Annotated in this window: 18 protein-coding genes; 16 read left to right on the top strand and 2 right to left on the bottom strand. The window is 51.4% G+C overall.

Annotation, left to right across the window (positions count from 1 at the left end):
- Nucleotides 1-29 precede the first annotated feature (29 nt).
- Nucleotides 30-3,347, bottom strand: coding sequence for a diguanylate cyclase (locus HEN21_RS18780; RefSeq protein WP_176252671.1), 3,318 nt, complete (start codon nt 3,345-3,347; stop codon nt 30-32).
- Between the two features lie 318 nt (nt 3,348-3,665).
- Between HEN21_RS18780 and udk the strand changes: the two genes are divergently transcribed.
- From udk to asmA, 3 genes are all read left to right on the top strand, one after another.
- The gene (gene udk, locus HEN21_RS18775; protein ID WP_000132077.1) at nt 3,666-4,307 is read left to right on the top strand and encodes a uridine kinase; all 642 of its coding nucleotides are present in this window, start codon (nt 3,666-3,668) and stop codon (nt 4,305-4,307) included.
- Nucleotides 4,308-4,398: 91 nt separating this feature from the next.
- Nucleotides 4,399-4,980, top strand: coding sequence for a dCTP deaminase (dcd, locus tag HEN21_RS18770; protein WP_001234767.1), 582 nt, complete (start codon nt 4,399-4,401; stop codon nt 4,978-4,980).
- Nucleotides 4,981-5,001: 21 nt separating this feature from the next.
- Nucleotides 5,002-6,855, top strand: a complete 1,854-nt coding sequence (gene asmA / locus HEN21_RS18765) for an outer membrane assembly protein AsmA (protein ID WP_001252249.1) — start codon at nt 5,002-5,004, stop codon at nt 6,853-6,855.
- A 67-nt stretch (nt 6,856-6,922) separates the two neighbouring features.
- Here asmA and HEN21_RS18760 read toward each other — a convergent pair whose 3' ends face one another.
- Nucleotides 6,923-8,506 carry a TerC family protein gene (locus HEN21_RS18760; protein WP_010355864.1) on the bottom strand — a complete coding sequence of 528 codons (1,584 nt, stop codon included), beginning with the start codon at nt 8,504-8,506 and terminating at the stop codon, nt 6,923-6,925.
- 651 nt (nt 8,507-9,157) lie between these two features.
- Here HEN21_RS18760 and wza point away from each other — a divergent pair.
- The 13 genes from wza (at nt 9,158) to wcaI (ending at nt 22,033) form a co-directional block, all read left to right on the top strand.
- Nucleotides 9,158-10,297, top strand: a complete 1,140-nt coding sequence (wza, locus tag HEN21_RS18755; RefSeq protein ID WP_016158526.1) for a polysaccharide export protein Wza — start codon at nt 9,158-9,160, stop codon at nt 10,295-10,297.
- A gap of 5 nt (nt 10,298-10,302) precedes the next feature.
- Entirely contained in the window at nt 10,303-10,746 is a 444-nt protein-coding gene (gene wzb / locus HEN21_RS18750) for a low molecular weight protein-tyrosine-phosphatase Wzb (protein ID WP_176252672.1), read from the top strand.
- Nucleotides 10,747-10,748: 2 nt separating this feature from the next.
- Nucleotides 10,749-12,911 (top strand): tyrosine-protein kinase Wzc, encoded by a 2,163-nt coding sequence (gene wzc / locus HEN21_RS18745; RefSeq protein ID WP_176252673.1) that lies wholly within the window; start codon nt 10,749-10,751, stop codon nt 12,909-12,911.
- A 128-nt stretch (nt 12,912-13,039) separates the two neighbouring features.
- Nucleotides 13,040-13,879, top strand: a complete 840-nt coding sequence (gene wcaA, locus HEN21_RS18740) for a colanic acid biosynthesis glycosyltransferase WcaA (protein ID WP_176252674.1) — start codon at nt 13,040-13,042, stop codon at nt 13,877-13,879.
- Nucleotides 13,880-13,881: 2 nt separating this feature from the next.
- Entirely contained in the window at nt 13,882-14,370 is a 489-nt protein-coding gene (gene wcaB, locus HEN21_RS18735; RefSeq protein WP_105285115.1) for a colanic acid biosynthesis acetyltransferase WcaB, read from the top strand.
- Entirely contained in the window at nt 14,367-15,584 is a 1,218-nt protein-coding gene (wcaC, locus tag HEN21_RS18730) for a colanic acid biosynthesis glycosyltransferase WcaC (RefSeq protein ID WP_176252675.1), read from the top strand. Before wcaB ends, wcaC begins: the two co-directional genes overlap by 4 nt.
- Nucleotides 15,559-16,779, top strand: coding sequence for a colanic acid polymerase WcaD (gene wcaD / locus HEN21_RS18725; protein WP_016158523.1), 1,221 nt, complete (start codon nt 15,559-15,561; stop codon nt 16,777-16,779). The genes wcaC and wcaD overlap by 26 nt, the downstream gene beginning before the upstream one ends.
- Before the next feature lie 125 nt (nt 16,780-16,904).
- Nucleotides 16,905-17,651: a colanic acid biosynthesis glycosyltransferase WcaE gene (gene wcaE, locus HEN21_RS18720; protein WP_176252676.1), complete on the top strand. Its 747-nt coding sequence runs from the start codon at nt 16,905-16,907 to the stop codon at nt 17,649-17,651.
- Between the two features lie 15 nt (nt 17,652-17,666).
- The gene (gene wcaF / locus HEN21_RS18715; protein ID WP_176252677.1) at nt 17,667-18,215 is read left to right on the top strand and encodes a colanic acid biosynthesis acetyltransferase WcaF; all 549 of its coding nucleotides are present in this window, start codon (nt 17,667-17,669) and stop codon (nt 18,213-18,215) included.
- Nucleotides 18,216-18,241: 26 nt separating this feature from the next.
- Nucleotides 18,242-19,363 (top strand): GDP-mannose 4,6-dehydratase, encoded by a 1,122-nt coding sequence (gmd, locus tag HEN21_RS18710; RefSeq protein ID WP_176242735.1) that lies wholly within the window; start codon nt 18,242-18,244, stop codon nt 19,361-19,363.
- 2 nt (nt 19,364-19,365) lie between these two features.
- Nucleotides 19,366-20,331 (top strand): GDP-L-fucose synthase, encoded by a 966-nt coding sequence (gene fcl / locus HEN21_RS18705; protein ID WP_176252678.1) that lies wholly within the window; start codon nt 19,366-19,368, stop codon nt 20,329-20,331.
- Between the two features lie 2 nt (nt 20,332-20,333).
- Entirely contained in the window at nt 20,334-20,813 is a 480-nt protein-coding gene (gmm, locus tag HEN21_RS18700; RefSeq protein WP_105285109.1) for a GDP-mannose mannosyl hydrolase, read from the top strand.
- Nucleotides 20,810-22,033, top strand: a complete 1,224-nt coding sequence (wcaI, locus tag HEN21_RS18695) for a colanic acid biosynthesis fucosyltransferase WcaI (RefSeq protein ID WP_176252679.1) — start codon at nt 20,810-20,812, stop codon at nt 22,031-22,033. Before gmm ends, wcaI begins: the two co-directional genes overlap by 4 nt.
- Nucleotide 22,034: the final 1 nt, after the last annotated feature.

Here is a 22,034-nt window from a genome sequence, read left to right as displayed (position 1 = left end):
AGACGCGTCAGCGTCGCATCAGGCAATACTCAGTTAATCGCGAAATAACTGCTATTAACCAGCAAATCCAGAGGTTGAGCGTCGGCAATGACATCGCCATAAATCAGATCAACACCCATGCCGGAAAGCGTATCCATCACCAGCGGCAACGCTACTGGCCCCGCGATGGTCTTCACCCCCAGTCGCTGGGCATGACCCTGAATGATCGATATCAGCATCTCATCCATCAAATTACCCTGTACGCTGGCGCATAACTCACCGTCGAGCAGTAGATAATCCGCCATATTTGCTTTCAGTGTGTTGAAGAGCTGCAGATCGCGCCCTACCTGACTGAGCACGATCCGGCAGCCTGCCAGCCGCAATTTATGCATATTTTCTGCGTGGTCGAAAATTGCTTCAGCCGGAATAATCAGATGTAATAACCGCGATGGTAGGGGGCTACTTTCCAGTTGCGCAAGCAGTTTATCCACCAGCGGGGCGCTGCTTAACCCGGCAACGGAAAGGGGGAGGGCGATGCTTAAGCCTTTACTGGCAACCGCTTTTGCTGTCTGCTGGAAAAACTCATGTAATATCCGACGATCAAGGGCGTGATTGAGCGCCGGATCGCTGAAGCTACGACGAAATGCCAGTTCATCAATAATCTCACCTTCACTACTCCAGAGCTTAAGCGAAATCAGCCACAAATTACGCGTATCCGGGATTCGCGGTGAAGCGACGCCGTGGGCGATCATCATCAGTTGATTCTCTTTGATCATCCGCCACTGTTCATCGAGTGACATCACCGCCCGTTCGCTATGTTTAGCAGTTTGCTGTGGTTCGTAAACCGTCACCCGACCGCGCCCACCATTTTTCGAAGCATAACAGGCGATATCGGCCTGCGACATCACGTCTGCCGCCTGATGATTGCTGTCATCGATCAGGGTAATCCCTGCGCTGGCACCTACCCGATGCACACGGCCCTCCCACATAAAGTGGTAGTCATTAATCGCACTGATAATGCGTGTGGCGATAAAGCGGGCACTTTCAACATTACAGTCCGGTAGCAACAGACCAAATTCATCACCGCCGAGTCGCGCCAGCACGTCGCTGGAGCGCAGCATACTCAGCATCAACGACGCCAGTTCACGCAGTAAAGCATCGCCCGCCGCGTGCCCGGCGCTGTCATTCACCGCTTTAAAATGATCAAGATCGATAAACACCAGTGCATGTCGATGATGCGTGCTGCTTACCGTTTGCAGCAGTATTCGCAGTTGTTTTTCAAAACTGGCACGGTTAGTGAGATGCGTCAGGGCATCATGGGAGGCGCTATAACTAAGCTGGCGCAGCATTTTGCGTGACTCAGTCACATCCTGAATGACCAGTACCGAACCAATATTGCTGCCGTCCAGAGTACTTAACGGCGTAATGCTGTAATGGACGTCGTAGCTGCCGCCGCTGCGGCAGTGGAGAACGACATCTTGTTCAATAGCGGAACGCGACGTGTCGGCACTGTAAATGTTCTCCATTAACGGCCCATTGTCGCCAAATGTAATTTGCAATGCTGTTAATAGTGGAACGCCCAACGCCTCTTCTTGTGTCCAGCCGCTCATCTTCTCGGCAACCGGATTCATAAAGGTGATTTTCATCGCCATATCAATACAGACCACGGCTTCGCCGATGGAATCCAGCGTAATGTGCAGGCGCTCTTTTTCCTGAAACAGCGCCTCGTTCAGCTGTTTCACTTCGGTCATATCAATATTAATACCGAGCAATCGTTCGACTTCGCCTTCTTTATTCAGCACCCGATTGGCGAGGGCGCGGATATGACGAATACCGTCTTTCACGGTGATGCGAAATTCCAGCTTAAAGGGCAAGCGAGCCTGTAATGAATCACGAATCACTTTTTCGGCGTGTTGGCGATCTTCCGGCAGCACGCAGTCATACCACACCTGCCAGTTCGGTTTGATATGTGGTGAAATTTCATACAGCTCGAACATCCGCTTATCCCAACTAAAAATATCCGGCTTCAGTTCCCACTCCCATATGCCAATCCCACCCGCTTCATTAGCCAGCGTTATCCGTTCCATCAGGCGTTTGTTAATCTGTTCGGTGCGTTTAAGATCGTTTATGTCTTCAATCTGCGCAATAAAGTAGAGCGGCGTGCCATCGGTGTGGCGCACCAGCGAGACGGCAAGCAGCGCCCAGACAACGTCGCCATTACGGTTGTAATAACGTTTCTCCATCGAGTAGGTATTTATTTCACCGCTAATTAGCTTCTCAACGTGTTGTAGATCTTTATTGAGATCTTCCGGCCAGGTAAGTTGCTGGAAGGTGAGGGCGCGCAACTCTTCCTGGCTGTAACCGAGAAACTGGCATAGAGCTTTGTTGGATTGCAGCCATTGCCCCTCGGTGCCCACTAATGCCATGCCGATGGCGGAATATTCCATAGCGTTACGAAAGCGGGTTTCGCTTTCTGAAATATGCTTGCGTTCAGCGCGAAAGGCGTACATCACCATGGTCATGATGTTGGCGGGCAGCAGGATCAGTAAAAATGGCAGCCACGGTACGTGACTCATCAAGTAGGTTCGCGGCGTGGCGAGTAAAGTCGGATCGGCCGCCATCATCAGCGACACCATCATCACAGTGGTGAGGAAGATCAAAAAGGCTTCCATCCGTGGCAGGCGCACGGCGCTCCACATCAGCAGCACAATAATGAAAGTAAAAGGCCACGGTAGATATAGCATCGAGAGCCAGCTTAACGTCAGCGTGATGGCTAATGTTAATAGTGTTTCAAACAACAGCCGTGGATCACGGTGACGGAGCAGGTAATGTGGCTTAAATAACAAGCCTAGCGGTACTAGCGCCAGTGCGCCGATTGATTCGGAAAGTACCCAGATTAGAAACGCTCTAAGCGGATCGTCGTCTGATACCAGCAGGAGAACCAGCACGCCCCCCAATACTGGCGGCACGATGGCGCTGCCAAATGCGAGACGTAGCCAGTCAGCCAGATTTTGCAGTGGGTTATACCACGGCAGCAATTTCCGCAGCAGCATTGCCCCCACTACGGCCTCAACAATGTTGATTGCCGTCCACGCCATATTCAGCGAACTGGTAGAAAACAGTAGCACGGATGCGGCGATATTCCCCAGCGAGCAGGCCAATGCGATTCCCGGCCACATCCGCCCGGCATGGCGGTAAAATGCCACCATCATAATGGACGTGGGGAACCAGAGTGGCGCAAGTTGCGTACCAAACTGTGAAAGCTCAAGCGAGAAAAGGGTAAAGATGAATGAGACTAAACCTAAACTGATGAGGTGAAGCAGGGGATGAGGCAGGGTAATTAAAACACGTTGTGATGGTTTACTCATTACCGCTCTATCCGTATGACCAGGTCGTCAGTATTAGTATTTGTATTTATGCTAGTACAAAAGTTTTACATTTTATATGCGGATTGTTCATAAAGTGACGTAATGGCGGATAATTTGTGCAACTTTGCACAACATTTTTTACCTTGCTTTAAAACCGAACAATTAAATTTGCGTCAGGGAATTGATCGTCAACACTTAACTCTAAGTGTGCGGCAACGCTATTCGACTGGTATCAGGCGGATGAAATCCCTATAATTGCCGCGTTTGGCGCTTCGGCGCCCCCTTCCTAACATCCAGGTTAATCAGGTCGCTAAATTTATGACTGATCAGTCTCATCAGTGCGTCATTATCGGTATCGCTGGCGCATCGGCTTCCGGCAAGAGTCTCATTGCCAGTACCCTTTATCGTGAATTACGTGAACAAGTGGGTGATGAACACATCGGCGTTATTCCGGAAGATTGTTACTACAAAGATCAAAGCCATCTGTCGATGGAAGAACGCGTTAAGACCAACTATGACCATCCGAGCGCGATGGATCACAGTCTGCTGCTTGAGCATTTACAAGCGTTGAAACGCGGCTCGGCTATCGACCTGCCGGTTTACAGCTACGTTGAACATACGCGTATGAAAGAAACGGTGAAGGTTGAGCCGAAGAAAGTCATTATCCTCGAAGGCATCTTGCTGCTGACGGATGCGCGTCTGCGTGACGAACTTAACTTCTCAATTTTCGTTGATACCCCGCTGGATATCTGCCTGATGCGCCGCATCAAGCGCGACGTTAACGAGCGTGGGCGTTCGATGGATTCCGTGATGGCGCAATATCAAAAAACGGTGCGTCCGATGTTCCTGCAATTCATTGAACCTTCAAAACAATATGCGGACATTATCGTGCCACGCGGTGGTAAAAACCGCATCGCGATCGATATATTGAAAGCTAAAATAAGTCAGTTCTTTGAATAAGCTTGATAAATTGTGTACCGTTCAGTGATAACCTGGTATGCCCTTGACGTAACTGGCGTTAAGGGAGTGATGCACGAAAGGAGAAAATGCCATGCGTCTGTGTGACCGAGATATTGAAGCCTGGCTTGATGAAGGCCGTTTGTCGATCAACCCACGTCCGCCGGTAGAGCGTATTAATGGCGCGACGGTAGATGTGCGCCTGGGCAATAAGTTTCGTACCTTCCGTGGTCACACGGCAGCGTTTATCGATCTGAGCGGTCCCAAAGATGAAGTGAGCGCCGCGCTCGATCGGGTGATGAGCGATGAAATCGTGCTCGACGAGGGCGAGGCGTTTTATCTTCACCCAGGTGAGCTGGCGCTGGCGGTGACGCTGGAGTCGGTTACGCTGCCAGCCGATCTTGTGGGATGGCTGGATGGGCGTTCCTCACTGGCGCGTCTGGGGCTGATGGTTCACGTTACCGCGCACCGTATCGATCCAGGCTGGTCTGGCTGCATTGTGCTGGAGTTTTACAACTCCGGTAAATTGCCGCTGGCGCTGCGTCCGGGCATGTTAATTGGCGCGTTAAGTTTTGAACCACTTTCCGGCCCGGCGGCGCGGCCATACAACCGCCGTGAAGATGCGAAATATCGCAACCAGCAGGGCGCGGTTGCCAGCCGAATCGATAAAGACTAATTCAGGCTCATTGAGGATACCATGAGACGATTTCTGACGACGCTGATGATAATCCTGGTCGTGCTGGTGGCCGGATTATCTGCGTTAGTGTTGCTGGTGAATCCGAATGATTTCCGCGACTATATGGTCAAGCAGGTTGCTGCACGTAGCGGTTATCAATTGCAGTTGGATGGGCCACTGCGTTGGCACGTCTGGCCGCAGCTTAGTATCCTCTCCGGGCGAATGTCCCTCACTGCCCAGGGGGCGAGCCAGCCACTGGTGCGCGCCGATAATATGCGCCTTGATGTGGCGTTATTGCCGTTGTTGAGTCATCAACTGAGCGTTAAGCAGGTGATGCTGAAAGGCGCGGTAATTCAACTTACGCCACAGTCGGAAGCGGTTCGTCGTGACGATGCACCCGTTGCGCCGCGCGACAATACGTTGCCGGATCTGTCAGAAGATCGCGGCTGGTCGTTTGATATCTCCAGTCTGAAAGTGGCGGACAGTCTGCTGGTGTTCCAGCATGAAGATGACGAGCAGGTGACAATTCGCAACATCCGTCTGCAAATGGAACAAGATCCACAGCATCGTGGCTCGTTTGAGTTCTCCGGGCGGGTTAATCGCGATCAGCGCGATCTCACGTTATCCCTCAAAGGCACGGTGGATGCTTCTGATTATCCACATGATTTAACCGCAGCCATTGAGCAAATTAGCTGGCAGCTGCAAGGCGCAGATCTACCACAGCAAGGTATTCAGGGGCAGGGGAGCTTCCAGGCCCAGTGGCAAGAGTCACATAAACGCCTTTCATTTAATCAAATCAATTTGACCGCGAATGACAGCACACTTAGTGGGCAGGCGCAGGTCACGCTGACTGAAAAGCCAGAATGGTTGTTAAGATTGCAGTTTTCGCAACTGAATCTTGATAATCTCATACCGCTTAATGAAGCCGTTAACAGTGAAAACGGAACCACGCAACAGGGGCAGAACCAGCCAATGCTGCCGCGTCCGGTTATTTCCTCGCGTATTGATGAACCGGCCTATCAGGGGTTGAAAGGTTTTGCGGCTGATATTTTATTGCAGGCCAGTAACGTGCGTTGGCGCGGGATGAATTTTACTGATGTTGCTACGCAAATGACCAATAAATCGGGTTTGCTGGAAATCACCCAACTGCAAGGCAAACTCAACGGTGGACAGATATCGCTGCCGGGGACGCTGGACGCGACGGCAAAACATCCGCAGATAACCTTTCAACCTCGGCTGGAGAATGTCGAGATTAGTACCATTCTGAAGGCATTTAACTATCCGATTTCGTTAACCGGAAAAATGTCGCTAGCTGGTGATTTCTCCGGCGCTGACATCGATGCCGAAGCATTCCGCCACAACTGGCAAGGGCAAGCGCATGTTGAAATGACCGACACGCGCATGGAAGGGATGAATTTCCAGCAGATGATTCAGCAAGCGGTAGAACGTAACGGCGGTGATGTGAAGGCCGCTGAAAACTTCGATAATGTGACTCGTCTCGACCGCTTTACGACCGATCTCACGCTAAATAATGGCCTCGTAACGTTAAACGACATGCAAGGTCAATCGCCAGTGCTGGCTCTGACAGGGGAAGGCTCGTTGAATCTGGCAGAGCAGACCTGCGATACCCAGTTTGACATTCGAGTCGTTGGTGGCTGGAACGGGGAAAGCAAACTGATTGATTTCCTCAAAGAAACACCGGTTCCGCTGCGGGTTTACGGCAACTGGCAGCAACTCAATTACAGTCTGCAAGTGGATCAGTTACTGCGCAAACACTTACAGGATGAAGCCAAACGTCGCCTGCACGATTGGGCTGAGCGCAATAAAGATTCCCGCAATGGCAAAGATGTGAAGAAGTTGCTGGAGAAGATGTAAGTTTCCAGATGACATAATTTGTAGGCCTGATGCAACGCTTTACGCGTCTTATCAGGCCTACATATCATCACACCTCGTACTCCAAATTATCTTCCTTACGTAGCGGAATAATTTGCACCTTCTGCACGCGATGGCTTTCCACCTGCAACGTTTTAAGCAAATAATCCCCCACCTGAACTTCTTCGCCAGGTTTTGGAATACGCTGTAAATATTCCATCAGCAGCCCGGCAATGGTGTGATATTCACGTTTTTCATCCAGCGGCAGCGGCACATATTGCACCAGATCTTCCAGCGGCATATGACCATTCGCCGTCCAGGAACCGTCGGCGTTTTTCTGAATATCATGACGGGCGTCGATCTCTTCCACTTCGTTCGGTAAGTTACCGGCAATGGTTTCGGTGACGTCACTTAATGTCACAATCCCTTCTACCGAGCCAAACTCATCCACCACAAAAGCAAAGTGCGTGCGGGCATTACGGAACTGCTCCAGGGCAGGTAGCAACGGCAAGGTTTCCGGGAATACCAGCGGCTGGCGAATCAACACACGCAGGTTGAGCGGTTCGCCGCGCAGCGACTGTTGTAGCAGGTCGATAACGTGAACAACACCGAGCAAATCTTCTGCGTCATCGCCGTCGGTAACCACCAGACGCGTATGCTGATTTCGCTCCAGCAACTGGCGGATCTCGTCTTCCGGCGCGTTGAGATCGATATGCTCAATATCGTGGCGCGAGGTCATGATGCTGCTGACGGTACGCTGGTTAAGATTAAGCACCCGCTCGATCATCCGCCGCTCCTGCGGATTAAAGATTTGTTGGTTGCCATGATCCACCAGCATGGACGCGGTTTCGGCATCCAGTTCCGCATCTTCTTTTTGCCCGCTTAACAGGCGCATTACCGCTTCGGTAGTCCGCTGGCGCAGCGTCTGGTTAGCAGAAAGAAAACGTCGCCGGTTAAAGATGGCTAACTGATTGAGCGCCTCGATCATCACCGAGAAACCAATCGCGGCGTACAGATAGCCCTTCGGAATGACGAATCCGAAACCTTCCGCCACCAGGCTAAAGCCAATCATCAACAGGAAACTTAAGCAGAGAATAACGATCGTCGGGTGACTGTTAACAAATTGCGTTAACGGTTTACTTGCCATCAGCATCAGGCTGATAGCGATAACAACAGCAGCCATCATGACCAGCAAATGGTCGACCATCCCGACGGCGGTAATCACCGAGTCGAGTGAGAAGATGGCGTCCAGCACCACAATTTGTGTCACCACCCCCCAGAACTTCGCACCTTTGCGCTGCGTGGGGTTATTGCTGTCTTTCCCCTCCAGCCGTTCGTTCAGCTCCATCGTGGCTTTGAACAGCAGGAAGAAACCACCGAACAGCATGATCAAGTCGCGTGCGCTAAAGGTAAACGAGCGGAAGCTGAACAGCGGTTGAGTCAGGGTGACCAGCCAGGAGATTGACGCCAGCAGTAACAGGCGCATTAACATTGCCAGCAGCAGCCCGGTAACTCGTGCGCGGTCACGCTGCTTCGGCGGTAGTTTTTCGGCGAGGATGGCAATAAAGACCAGGTTATCAATGCCGAGGACCAGTTCGATCACAATCAGCGTGATTAACCCGGCCCAGATAGACGGATCGGCAATCCATTCCATAGTAAGTGCAATACCTATTCGTTGTATGACAAATGTCACAATTCGATCATGGATAAATCAGGGCAAAAATGCAATGTTGCAGCACTATTTATCTAACTTTATTTGAGAACTATAACATTGCATTATCCCTGAATTAAAAGTGGTAATAATAAAACATTATTTAAGAAATATCGCATGTGGAGACGCAATATTAATTGCTGTCAACCTAAAGAAACTCCTAAAAACCATATTGAATGACACTTAATATAATTCTTAAAAATAGCCGATTGTCGAATTGTTACCTTGCCTGCTATTCCGTTAGCTGTAACACTTCCTCCTGCATTATTGGGGAGCCAATATTCAATTACCATAATGCTACCTTATATTCGGAAAATGAATTTCCTGAATAACCCTTTCTCATAAACGACTGTATGCTGAGAGGGTTTTAAAAACCAAACTAAATCAGTGTATTGGTAGCTAGAAAGCCAGGGGCGGTAGCGTGTCTGGATGCCTGAAAGACCAGTCTGAATTATTCTGTCAATAGCCTGCGGATGAAATCAATTTTTTTAGGACTGATGCCAGTTAAATTCTTATTCAATTAGCTGCAAGGTAAATGTGCATGTCGATAAATAATGCACAGGATAATTACTCTGCCAAAGTGATAAATAAACAATGATGAAATCCAAAATGAAATTGATGCCATTATTGGTGTCAGTAACCTTGATAAGCGGTTGCACAGTACTTCCGGGCAGTAATATGTCTACGCTGGGTAAAGACGTCATCAAACAGCAGGACGCTGATTTCGACCTCGACAAAATGGTGAATGTTTATCCGCTGACCCCGCGCCTGATTGATCAATTACGCCCACGCCCGAACGTGGCGCGCCCCAATATGACGCTGGAAAGCGAGATTGCGAATTACCAGTATCGCGTCGGGCCGGGCGACGTTCTTAATGTCACCGTCTGGGATCATCCGGAACTTACCACGCCCGCAGGTCAGTACCGCAGCTCCAGCGACACCGGCAACTGGGTACAGCCTGACGGCACTATGTTCTACCCGTATATCGGCAAGGTTCACGTCGTGGGGAAAACGCTCGCTGAAATCCGCAGTGATATTACCGGGCGCTTAGCGACGTACATCGCTGACCCGCAGGTGGACGTTAATATCGCCGCCTTCCGCTCGCAAAAAGCCTATATCTCAGGTCAGGTGAATAAATCCGGTCAACAGGCGATCACCAACGTGCCACTGACCATTCTCGACGCCATCAACGCCGCAGGTGGCCTGACCGACACCGCTGACTGGCGCAACGTGGTGCTAACACACAATGGTCGTGAAGAACGCATTTCTTTGCAGGCGCTGATGCAAAACGGCGACCTCAATCAGAACCGACTGCTTTACCCAGGCGATATTCTCTACGTGCCGCGTAATGACGATCTGAAAGTATTTGTGATGGGTGAAGTGAAGAAACAGAGCACCCTGAAAATGGACTTTAGCGGCATGACCCTGACTGAAGCTCTGGGCAATGCCGAAGGTATCGACATGACCACCTCCAACGCCAGCGGCATCTTTGTCATTCGTCCGCTGAAAGGCGAGGGGGGGCGTAACGGCAAGATTGCCAATATCTACCAGCTGGATATGTCCGATGCGACGTCGCTGGTGATGGCGACAGAATTCCGCCTGCAACCTTATGACGTGGTGTATGTCACCACCGCCCCGGTTTCCCGCTGGAACCGTCTGATCAATCAGTTGCTGCCAACTATTAGCGGTGTCCGTTACATGACGGATACAGCCAGCGACATTCATAACTGGTAATCGTCATGTTTAACAATATCTTAGTTGTCTGTGTCGGCAATATTTGCCGTTCCCCGACGGCGGAACGCTTACTGCAACGTTATCACCCGGAGCTAAAAGTGGAGTCCGCTGGACTCGGCGCGCTGGTCGGTAAGGGCGCTGATCCTACCGCCATCAGCGTCGCCGCCGAGCATCAACTCTCTCTGGAAGGCCACTGTGCCCGTCAAATCAGCCGCCGCCTGTGTCGCAACTATGACCTGATTTTGACCATGGAAAAGCGCCATATCGAACACTTATGCGAGATGGCACCCGAGATGCGCGGCAAAGTGATGCTGTTTGGTCACTGGGATAACGAATGTGAAATTCCCGATCCGTATCGCAAAAGCTGGGAAACGTTTGCAGCGGTGTACACATTACTTGAACGGTCTGCCCGCCAGTGGGCGCAGGCATTGAACGCAGAGCAGGTATAAGAATGACAGAAAAAGTAAAACAACATGCCGCTCCGGTAACGGGCAGTGATGAAATCGATATTGGTCGCCTGGTCGGCACCGTCATTGAAGCGCGCTGGTGGGTGACTGGCATCACCGCCGTGTTCGCCCTCTGTGCTGTGATTTACACCTTCTTCGCCACGCCGATTTATAGTGCCGACGCGCTGGTACAAATCGAACAAAGCGGCGGCAATTCGCTGGTGCAGGACATTGGTTCGGCGTTAGCTAACAAACCGCCAGCCTCGGACGCCGAGATCCAGTTGATTCGTTCGCGTCTGGTGCTTGGTAAAACGGTGGACGATCTCGACCTCGATATTGCGGTGAGCAAAAACACGTTCCCGATTTTCGGTGCGGGCTGGGATCGCCTGATGGGACGCCAGAACGAGACGGTGAAAGTGACCACCTTTAACCGCCCGAAAGAGATGGCGGATCAGGTATTTACGCTTAATGTGCTGGACAACAAAACCTACACTTTGAGCAGTGATGGCGGCTTTAGCGCCCGTGGACAAGCAGGCCAGATGCTGAAAAAAGAAGGCGTCACGCTGATGGTTGAGGCTATTCACGCCAGCCCGGACAGTGAGTTTACCGTCACCAAATACTCCACGCTGGGGATGATCAATCAACTGCAAAACAGCCTGACGGTAACAGAGAACGGCAAAGACGCTGGCGTACTGAGCCTCACTTACACCGGTGAAGATCGCGAGCAGATCCGCGACATTCTTAACAGCATCGCCCGTAACTATCAGGAACAAAATATTGAGCGCAAATCGGCGGAAGCGTCGAAAAGCCTCGCTTTCCTCGCGCAACAGTTACCGGAAGTACGTAGCCGCCTTGATGTTGCCGAAAACAAACTGAATGCCTTCCGTCAGGATAAAGATTCCGTTGATCTGCCGCTGGAAGCGAAAGCGGTGCTCGATTCGATGGTGAACATCGACGCGCAGCTGAACGAACTGACCTTTAAAGAGGCGGAAATCTCCAAGCTGTACACCAAAGTTCATCCGGCGTACCGCACGCTGCTGGAGAAACGGCAGGCGCTGGAAGACGAAAAAGCCAAACTTAACGGGCGCGTAACGGCGATGCCGAAAACCCAGCAGGAGATTGTGCGCCTGACCCGCGATGTCGAGTCTGGTCAGCAGGTCTATATGCAACTGCTGAATAAAGAGCAGGAGCTGAAAATCACCGAAGCCAGCACCGTCGGCGATGTGCGCATTGTTGACCCGGCAATCACCCAGCCTGGCGTGCTGAAACCGAAGAAAGGGCTGATTATTCTTGGCTCGATTATTCTTGGCCTGATGCTCTCCATTGTTGGTGTGCTACTGCGCTCGCTGTTTAATCGCGGCATCGAAAGCCCGCAGGTGCTGGAAGAACACGGTATCAGCGTCTATGCCAGCATTCCGCTGTCGGAATGGCAGAAAGCGCGCGATAGCGTCAAAACCATCAAAGGGGTTAAACGCTATAAACAGAGCCAGCTACTGGCGGTGGGGAATCCAACCGATCTGGCGATTGAAGCTATCCGCAGTCTGCGTACCAGTTTGCACTTTGCGATGATGCAGGCGCAGAACAATGTGTTGATGATGACCGGGGTTAGCCCGTCAATTGGTAAAACTTTTGTCTGTGCCAACCTGGCGGCGGTCATTAGCCAGACCAATAAACGGGTGCTGTTGATCGACTGCGATATGCGCAAAGGCTACACCCACGAGCTGTTGGGCACCAATAACGTCAATGGCCTGTCGGAAATTTTGATTGGTCAGGGCGATATTACTACCGCTGCTAAACCGACCTCTATTGCCAAATTTGACCTGATCCCGCGCGGTCAGGTGCCGCCAAATCCTTCTGAACTGTTAATGAGCGAACGCTTTGCCGAACTGGTGAGCTGGGCGAGTAAAAGCTACGACCTGGTGTTGATTGATACGCCGCCGATTCTGGCAGTGACCGATGCAGCAATTGTCGGGCGTCACGCCGGAACCACGTTGATGGTAGCGCGTTATGCGGTCAACACCTTAAAAGAAGTGGAAACCAGTCTGAGCCGCTTTGAGCAAAACGGTATTCCTGTGAAAGGGGTGATTCTGAACTCCATCTTCCGCCGCGCCAGCGCGTATCAGGATTATGGCTATTACGAATACGAATATAAGTCGGATGCGAAATAACGAGATCCGCTGTCGGATGCGATGCTGACGCATCTTATCCGACCTACGTTCACGCCGCATCCGGCAACAGAACCCGTAAACCAGCTCATAAACCGGCAGAACATCTTGACACTCCGGGAGAACAACCTATGAAAGACAATCCGCTGATCTCAATCTATATGCCAACCTGGAACCGCCAACAACTGGCGATTCGGGCGATAAAATCGGTCCTGCGCCAGGACTACAGCAACTGGGAGATGATCATCGTGGATGATTGCTCCACCTCCTGGGAACAACTGCAACAGTACGTCACCACCCTCAACGATCCGCGTATCACTTACATCCACAACGATATTAACAGCGGAGCGTGCGCGGTACGTAACCAGGCAATTATGCAGGCGCAAGGGGAATACATCACCGGGATCGATGATGATGATGAATGGACACCCAACCGCCTGAGCGTCTTCCTCGCCCATAAACAGCAACTGGTCACTCACGCCTTTTTGTACGCTAACGACTATGTTTGCCAGGGCGAAGTCTATTCCCAACCGGCAAGTTTGCCACTGTATCCCAAATCGCCGTATTCACGCCGCCTGTTCTATAAACGCAATATCATTGGCAATCAGGTCTTTAGCTGGGCGTGGCGTTTCAAAGAGTGTTTGTTCGATACCGAACTGAAAGCGGCACAGGATTACGACATATTCCTGCGGATGGTGGTGGAGTATGGCGAACCGTGGAAAGTGGAAGAGGCGACGCAGATCCTGCATATCAATCACGGCGAAATGCAGATCACCTCGTCACCGAAAAAATTCTCCGGATACTTCCACTTTTACCGCAAGCACAAAGACAAATTTGACCGCGCCAGCAAAAAATATCAGCTGTTTACCCTCTACCAGATCCGCAATAAACGCATGACCTGGCGGACTTTGTTGACGCTGCTGTCGGTGCGTAACGGCAAACGTCTGGCTGATGGCATACGGGGGCGCTAAAGATGCTGGAAGATCTGCGTGCCAATAGCTGGAGTTTACGCCCGTGTTGCATGGTTCTTGCCTATCGCGTTGCTCATTTTTGTTCGGTGTGGCGCAAAAAGAACGTCCTCAACAATTTGTGGGCGGCTCCGCTGCTGGTGCTGTATCGCATTATCACCGAAGGCTTTTTCGGTTATGAAATCCAGGCCGCCGCAACCATTGGTCGCCGCTTCATCATTCATCACGGTTACGCCGTAGTGATCAATAAAAACGTGGTGGCGGGGGATGATTTCACCATTCGCCACGGCGTCACCATCGGCAATCGGGGTGCCGATAACATGGCATGTCCACAAATTGGCAACGGTGTCGAACTCGGCGCCAACGTCATTATTCTTGGTGATATCACGCTTGGAAACAACGTCACCGTGGGCGCGGGCAGCGTGGTGCTCGATTCTGTCCCGGACAACGCGCTGGTGGTGGGAGAAAAAGCGCGAGTGAAGGTAATTAAATGAATATTCTGCAATTTAATGTGCGACTGGCGGAAGGCGGAGCGGCAGGTGTGGCGTTAGATCTCCACCAGCGCGCGCTGCAACAGGGGCTGGCGTCACATTTTGTCTACGGCTACGGCAAAGGCGGCAAAGAGAGCGTCAGTCATCAACACTATCCGCAGGTAATCAAACATACACCTCGGATGACGGCGATGGCGAACATTGCGCTGTTTCGTCTGTTTAATCGCGATCTGTTCGGCAATTTCAATGAGTTGTACCGTTCTATTACCCGCACGTCGGGGCCGGTAGTTCTTCATTTTCATGTGCTGCACAGCTACTGGTTGAATCTTAACAGTGTGGTGCGCTTTTGCGAAAAAGTGAAAAACCACAAACCGGATGTCACCCTGGTCTGGACGCTGCACGACCACTGGAGCGTTACCGGGCGCTGCGCCTTTACCGACGGTTGCGAAGGCTGGAAAACCGGCTGTCAGAAATGCCCGACGCTAAATAACTATCCGCCGGTGAAGATTGATCGCGCACACCAGCTGGTGGCGGGCAAACGCCAGTTGTTCCGCGAGATGCTGGCGCTGGGCTGTCAGTTTATTTCCCCCAGCCAGCATGTGGCTGACGCTTTCAATAGTCTGTACGGTCCAGGGCGCTGCCGGATCATCAATAACGGCATTGATGTGGCAACCGAGGCGATTCTGGCGGAACTGCCACCGGTGCGTGAAACCCAGGGCAAGCCGAAAATCGCGGTGGTGGCGCATGACCTGCGTTACGACGGCAAAACTAACCAGCAACTGGTGCGCGAGATGATGGCGCTGGGCGACAAAATCGAACTGCATACTTTCGGTAAGTTCTCGCCGTTCAACGCTGGCAATGTGGTTAATCACGGCTTTGAAACCGACAAACGTAAGCTAATGAGCGAGCTCAATCAAATGGACGCGCTGGTCTTCAGTTCTCGCGTCGATAACTACCCGCTGATTTTGTGTGAGGCGTTATCGATTGGCGTGCCGGTGATCGCCACCCATAGCGATGCGGCGCGGGAAGTGCTGCAAAAATCCGGTGGTAAAACCGTCAGCGAAGAAGATGTGCTGCAACTGGTGCAGTTAAGCAAACCGGAAATCGCACAGGCGATATTTGGTACCACGCTGGCTGAGTTCAGCCAACGCAGCCGCGCCGCCTACAGTGGACAACAGATGCTGGAGGAGTATGTCAACGTCTATCAGAATCTGTAGCTACCTGCTGCTGCCGCTGATTTACCTGCTGGTTAACGTCAAAATCGCCCAGCTTGGCGAAAGTTTCCCCATCACCATCGTCACTTTTTTACCCGTCTTGTTATTGCTGTTTTTAGAACGCATCAGCGTTAAAAAATTGATGATTGCCTTAGGGATTGGCGCGGGACTCACGGCGTTTAACTACCTGTTTGGTCAGTCGTTGGATGCCAGTAAATACGTCACTTCAACCATGCTGTTTGTCTATATTGTGATCATTATTGGTATGGTGTGGAGTATTCGCTTTAAAACGATTTCGCCACACAACCATCGCAAGATATTACGTTTCTTTTATCTGGTGGTCGGGCTGGTGGTGGCGCTGGCGGCGGTGGAGATGGCGCAAATTATCCTCACCGGCGGCAGCAGTATTATGGAGTCGATTTCGAAATATCTGATTTACAGCAACAGCTATGTACTGAATTTCATCAAATTCGGCGGCAAGCGTACGACAGCACTTTATTTCGAACCGGCATTTTTCGCTCTGGCATTAATCTCAATTTGGCTCAGCATCAAACAGTTTGGTATCAAAACGCCTAAAACCGATGCTATGATTCTCGCAGGGATAATATTATCCGGATCATTTTCAGGGGTTATGACCTTTATCCTTTTTTATTTGCTGGAGTGGGCATTTCAATATCTGAATAAAGAGGCGATTAAGAAAAAGTTACCGTTAGCATTGATTTCTCTGGCTGTATTCCTGGTTGGTGTGGTAATTGCGTTTCCTTATATTTCCACCCGTCTGGGAGATTTAGGTACGGAAGGATCGTCATCGTATTATCGTATTGTCGGTCCGCTGGTGATGGTCGGCTATTCTTTGACCCATATTGACGGTGTAGTCAGATTTGGCTCACTTTATGAATATGTCGCATCATTCGGAATATTTAACGGTGCGGATGTCGGAAAAACCATAGACAATGGTTTGTATCTGCTGATTATTTATTTTTCCTGGTTCGCGGTGTTTTTATCGCTGTGGTACATGGGGAAAGTGATAAAAATGATGCTCAACGCTTTTGGCGATAATCGCAATTTTCGCGTGCAGCTCTATCTTTTTACGCCGGTATCACTGTTTTTTACCGGTTCGATATTTAGCCCGGAATATGCATTTTTAATCGTCTGTCCGTTTATTTTGCGAAAAGCGTTAAATATATACCCTAAATAATTCGAGTTGCAGGAAGTTGGTGACGCAGCGAATCCCCAGGAGCGTACACGAGTACGTGACTGGGGTGAGCGAGGAAAACCAACGCACATGCAGCTTGAAGTATGACGGGTATTACGAGGTAAAACATGTTGCTTAGCATAATCACTGTCGCGTTTCGTAACCTCGAAGGGATAGTCAAAACACACGCCTCGCTGGCGCATCTGGCGCAGGCGGACGATATCAGCTTCGAATGGATTGTTGTCGATGGCGGTTCCAACGACGGCACCCGTGAGTATCTGGAAAATCTCAATGGTATCTATAACCTACGCTTTGTCAGCGAGCCAGATAACGGTATCTACGACGCCATGAACAAGGGCATTGCGATGGCACAAGGCAAGTTCGCGTTGTTTCTCAACTCGGGCGATATTTTCCATCAGGATGCCGCAATTTTTGTCCGTAAGTTAAAAATGCAAAAAGATAACGTGATGATCACCGGCGATGCGCTGCTGGATTTTGGCGACGGGCATAAAATTAAACGTAGCGCCAAACCGGGCTGGTATATTTATCACAGCCTGCCCGCCAGTCATCAGGCGATATTTTTCCCGGTATCCGGATTGAAAAAATGGCGTTATGACCTGGAATATAAAGTTTCTTCAGATTATGCGCTGGCGGCCAAAATGTATAAAGCTGGTTATGCATTTAAAAAACTCAATGGCCTGGTGTCTGAATTTTCCATGGGTGGGGTATCTACCACCAATAATATGGAATTGTGTGCCGACGCGAAAAAAGTCCAACGGCAGATATTACATGTGCCTGGCTTCTGGGCAGAATTATCCTGGCATTTACGCCAGCGTACGACGGGTAAGACTAAAGCCTTATATAACAAACTTTGAATATAAGGAATATCAATGCAAGATTTAAGTGGTTTCTCGGTGCCGAAAGGGTTCCGGGGCAGCAATGCTATTAAAGTGCAATTATGGTGGGCGGTACAGGCAACAATATTTGCCTGGTCGCCACAAATATTGTATCGCTGGCGGGCATTTTTATTACGTTTATTCGGCGCAAAAATAGGAAAAAACGTAGTTATTCGTCCGTCAGTAAAAATTACCTATCCGTGGAAATTAACCTTAGGTGATTACGCGTGGGTCGGCGATGAGGTCAATTTATATACCCTCGGTGAAATAACCATTGGCGCAAATTCGGTGATATCGCAAAAAAGTTATTTATGCACCGGTAGCCACGACCATGCAAGTCAACATTTCACCATTAACGCCACACCTATTGTGATTGGCGAGAAATGCTGGCTGGCAACCGATGTCTTTGTTGCCCCTGGCGTCACGATCGGCGACTGCACCGTCGTGGGTGCGCGAAGCAGTGTTTTTAAATCGCTTCCGGCAAATGTGGTTTGCCGGGGGAATCCCGCAGTGGTGATACGCGAACGCGTTGAAACTGAATAAATTCAAAAAATACAGAGGAATAAGACATGTCAAAAGTCGCTCTCATCACCGGTGTAACCGGACAGGATGGTTCTTACCTGGCAGAGTTTCTGCTGGAAAAAGGTTACGAGGTGCATGGTATTAAGCGTCGTGCATCGTCATTCAACACCGAGCGCGTGGATCACATTTATCAGGATCCGCACACCTGCAACCCGAAATTCCATCTGCATTATGGCGACCTGAGTGATACCTCCAACCTGACGCGCATTTTGCGTGAAGTGCAGCCGGACGAAGTGTACAACCTGGGCGCGATGAGCCACGTTGCGGTCTCTTTTGAGTCACCAGAATATACCGCAGACGTTGATGCGATGGGTACGCTGCGCCTGCTCGAGGCGATCCGCTTCCTCGGTCTGGAAAAGAAAACCCGTTTTTATCAGGCTTCCACCTCTGAACTGTATGGTCTGGTGCAGGAAATTCCGCAGAAAGAAACCACGCCGTTCTACCCGCGATCTCCGTATGCGGTCGCCAAACTGTACGCCTACTGGATCACCGTTAACTACCGCGAATCCTACGGCATGTACGCTTGTAACGGTATTCTCTTCAACCATGAATCCCCGCGCCGTGGCGAAACCTTCGTTACCCGCAAAATCACCCGCGCAATCGCCAACATCGCCCAGGGGCTGGAGTCGTGCCTGTACCTCGGCAATATGGATTCCCTGCGCGACTGGGGCCATGCCAAAGACTACGTAAAAATGCAGTGGATGATGCTGCAACAGGAACAACCGGAAGATTTCGTTATTGCTACCGGCGTTCAGTATTCCGTACGTCAGTTCGTGGAAATGGCGGCGGCACAGCTGGGCATCAAACTGCGCTTTGAAGGCAAGGGCGTTGAAGAGAAGGGCATTGTGGTTTCCGTCACCGGACATGACGCGCCGGGCGTTAAACCGGGTGATGTGATTATCGCCGTTGACCCGCGTTACTTCCGTCCGGCTGAAGTTGAAACGCTGCTCGGCGACCCGACCAAAGCGCACGAAAAACTGGGCTGGAAACCGGAAATCACCCTCAGAGAGATGGTGTCTGAAATGGTGGCTAATGACCTCGAAGCGGCGAAAAAACACTCTCTGCTGAAATCTCACGGCTACGACGTGGCGATCGCGCTGGAGTCATAAGCATGAGTAAACAACGCATTTTTATCGCTGGCCATCGCGGGATGGTCGGTTCCGCCATCAGGCGACAGCTTGAACAGCGCGGTGATGTGGAACTGGTATTACGCACCCGCGACGAGCTGAACCTGCTGGACAGCCGCGCGGTGCATGATTTCTTTGCCAGCGAAAGTATTGACCAGGTCTATCTGGCGGCGGCGAAAGTGGGCGGCATTGTCGCCAACAACACGTATCCGGCGGATTTCATCTACCAGAACATGATGATTGAGAGCAACATCATTCACGCCGCGCATCAGAACGACGTGAACAAACTGCTGTTTCTCGGATCGTCCTGCATCTACCCGAAACTGGCAAAACAGCCGATGGCAGAAAGCGAGTTGTTGCAGGGCACGCTGGAGCCGACCAACGAGCCTTATGCCATTGCCAAAATCGCCGGGATCAAACTGTGCGAATCTTACAACCGCCAGTACGGACGCGATTACCGCTCAGTCATGCCGACCAACCTGTACGGGCCACACGACAATTTCCACCCGAGTAATTCGCATGTGATCCCTGCATTGCTGCGTCGCTTCCACGAGGCGACGGCACAGAATGCGCCGGACGTGGTGGTGTGGGGCAGCGGTACACCGATGCGTGAATTCCTGCACGTCGATGATATGGCGGCGGCGAGCATTCATGTCATGGAGCTGGCGCACGAAGTCTGGCTGGAAAATACCCAGCCGATGCTGTCGCACATTAACGTCGGCACTGGCGTTGACTGCACCATTCGCGAGCTGGCGCAAACCATCGCCAAAGTGGTGGGCTTTAAAGGTCGGGTGGTTTTTGATGCCAGCAAACCGGATGGTACGCCGCGCAAACTGCTGGATGTGACGCGCCTGCATCAGCTTGGCTGGTATCACGAAATCTCACTAGAAGCGGGGCTTGCCAGCACTTACCAGTGGTTCCTTGAGAATCAAGACCGCTTTCGGGGGTAATGATGTTTTTACGTCAGGAAGACTTTGCCACGGTAGTGCGCTCCACTCCGCTTGTCTCTCTCGACTTTATTGTTGAGAACAGTCGCGGCGAGTTTCTGCTTGGCAAAAGAACCAACCGCCCGGCGCAGGGTTACTGGTTTGTGCCGGGAGGGCGCGTGCAGAAAGACGAAACGCTGGAAGCCGCATTTGAGCGGCTGACGATGGCGGAACTGGGGCTGCGTCTGCCGATAACAGCAGGCCAGTTTTACGGTGTCTGGCAGCACTTTTATGACGATAATTTCTCCGGCACGGATTTCACCACTCACTATGTGGTGCTCGGTTTTCGCCTGAAAGTGACGGAAGAGGAGCTGTTTCTGCCGGATGAGCAGCACGACGATTACCGCTGGCTGACGCCGGACTCGCTGCTCGCCAGTGACAATGTTCACGCTAACAGCCGCGCCTATTTTCTCGCTGAGAAGCGTGCCGGAGTACCCGGATTATGAAAATACTGGTCTACGGCATTAACTACTCGCCGGAGTTAACCGGTATCGGCAAATATACCGGTGAGATGGTCGAATGGCTGGCGGCACAAGGTCATGAGGTGCGGGTCATTACCGCACCGCCTTACTACCCGCAGTGGCAGGTGGGCGAGAACTATTCCGCCTGGCGGTACAAACGTGAAGAGGGCGCAGCCACTGTGTGGCGCTGCCCGCTGTATGTGCCAAAACAGCCGAGCACACTGAAACGCCTGTTACATCTCGGCAGTTTTGCCGCCAGCAGTTTTTTTCCGCTGATGGCGCAACGTCGCTGGAAGCCGGATCGCATTATCGGCGTGGTGCCAACGCTGTTTTGCACGCCGGGAATGCGCCTGCTGGCGAAACTCTCTGGCGCGCGCACGGTGCTGCATATTCAGGATTACGAAGTGGACGCCATGCTGGGGCTGGGTCTTGCCGGAAAGGGCAAAGGCGGCAAAGTGGCACAGCTGGCGACGGCGTTCGAACGTAGCGGACTGCATAACGTCGATAACGTCTCTACCATTTCGCGCTCAATGATGAACAAAGCCGTTGAAAAAGGCGTGGCGGCGGAAAAGGTCATCTTCTTCCCCAACTGGTCGGAAATTGCCCGTTTTCAGCATGTTGCAGAGGCTGATGTTGACGCCCTTCGTAACCAGCTTGGCCTGCCGGATAACAAAAAAATCATTCTTTACTCCGGCAATATTGGTGAAAAGCAGGGGCTGGAAAACGTTATTGAAGCCGCCGATCGCCTGCGCGATGAACCGCTGATTTTTGCCATTGTCGGGCAGGGCGGCGGCAAAGCGCGGCTGGAAAAAATGGCGCAACAGCGTGGATTGCGCAACATGCAATTCTTCCCGCTGCAATCGTATGACGCTTTACCCGCGCTGCTGAAGATGGGCGATTGCCATCTGGTAGTGCAAAAACGTGGCGCAGCAGATGCGGTATTGCCGTCGAAGCTGACCAATATTCTGGCGGTAGGCGGTAACGCGGTGATTACCGCAGAAGCCCACACTGAGCTGGGGCAACTCTGCGAAACCTTCCCAGGAATTGCGGTTTGCGTAGAACCGGAATCGGTTGAGGCGCTGGTGGCAGGGATTTGCCAGGCGCTCCTGCTGCCCAAACACAACACGGTGGCACGTGAATATGCCGAACGCACGCTCGATAAAGAGAACGTGTTACGTCAATTTATAAATGATATTCGGGGATAAT

The sequence above is a fragment of the Escherichia sp. 93.1518 genome, from assembly GCF_013368915.2.
Classification (GTDB): Bacteria; Pseudomonadota; Gammaproteobacteria; order Enterobacterales; family Enterobacteriaceae; genus Escherichia; species Escherichia ruysiae.
Note: the sequence above shows the minus strand (reverse complement) of the source record. Positions and strands in the feature narration are given on the sequence as shown.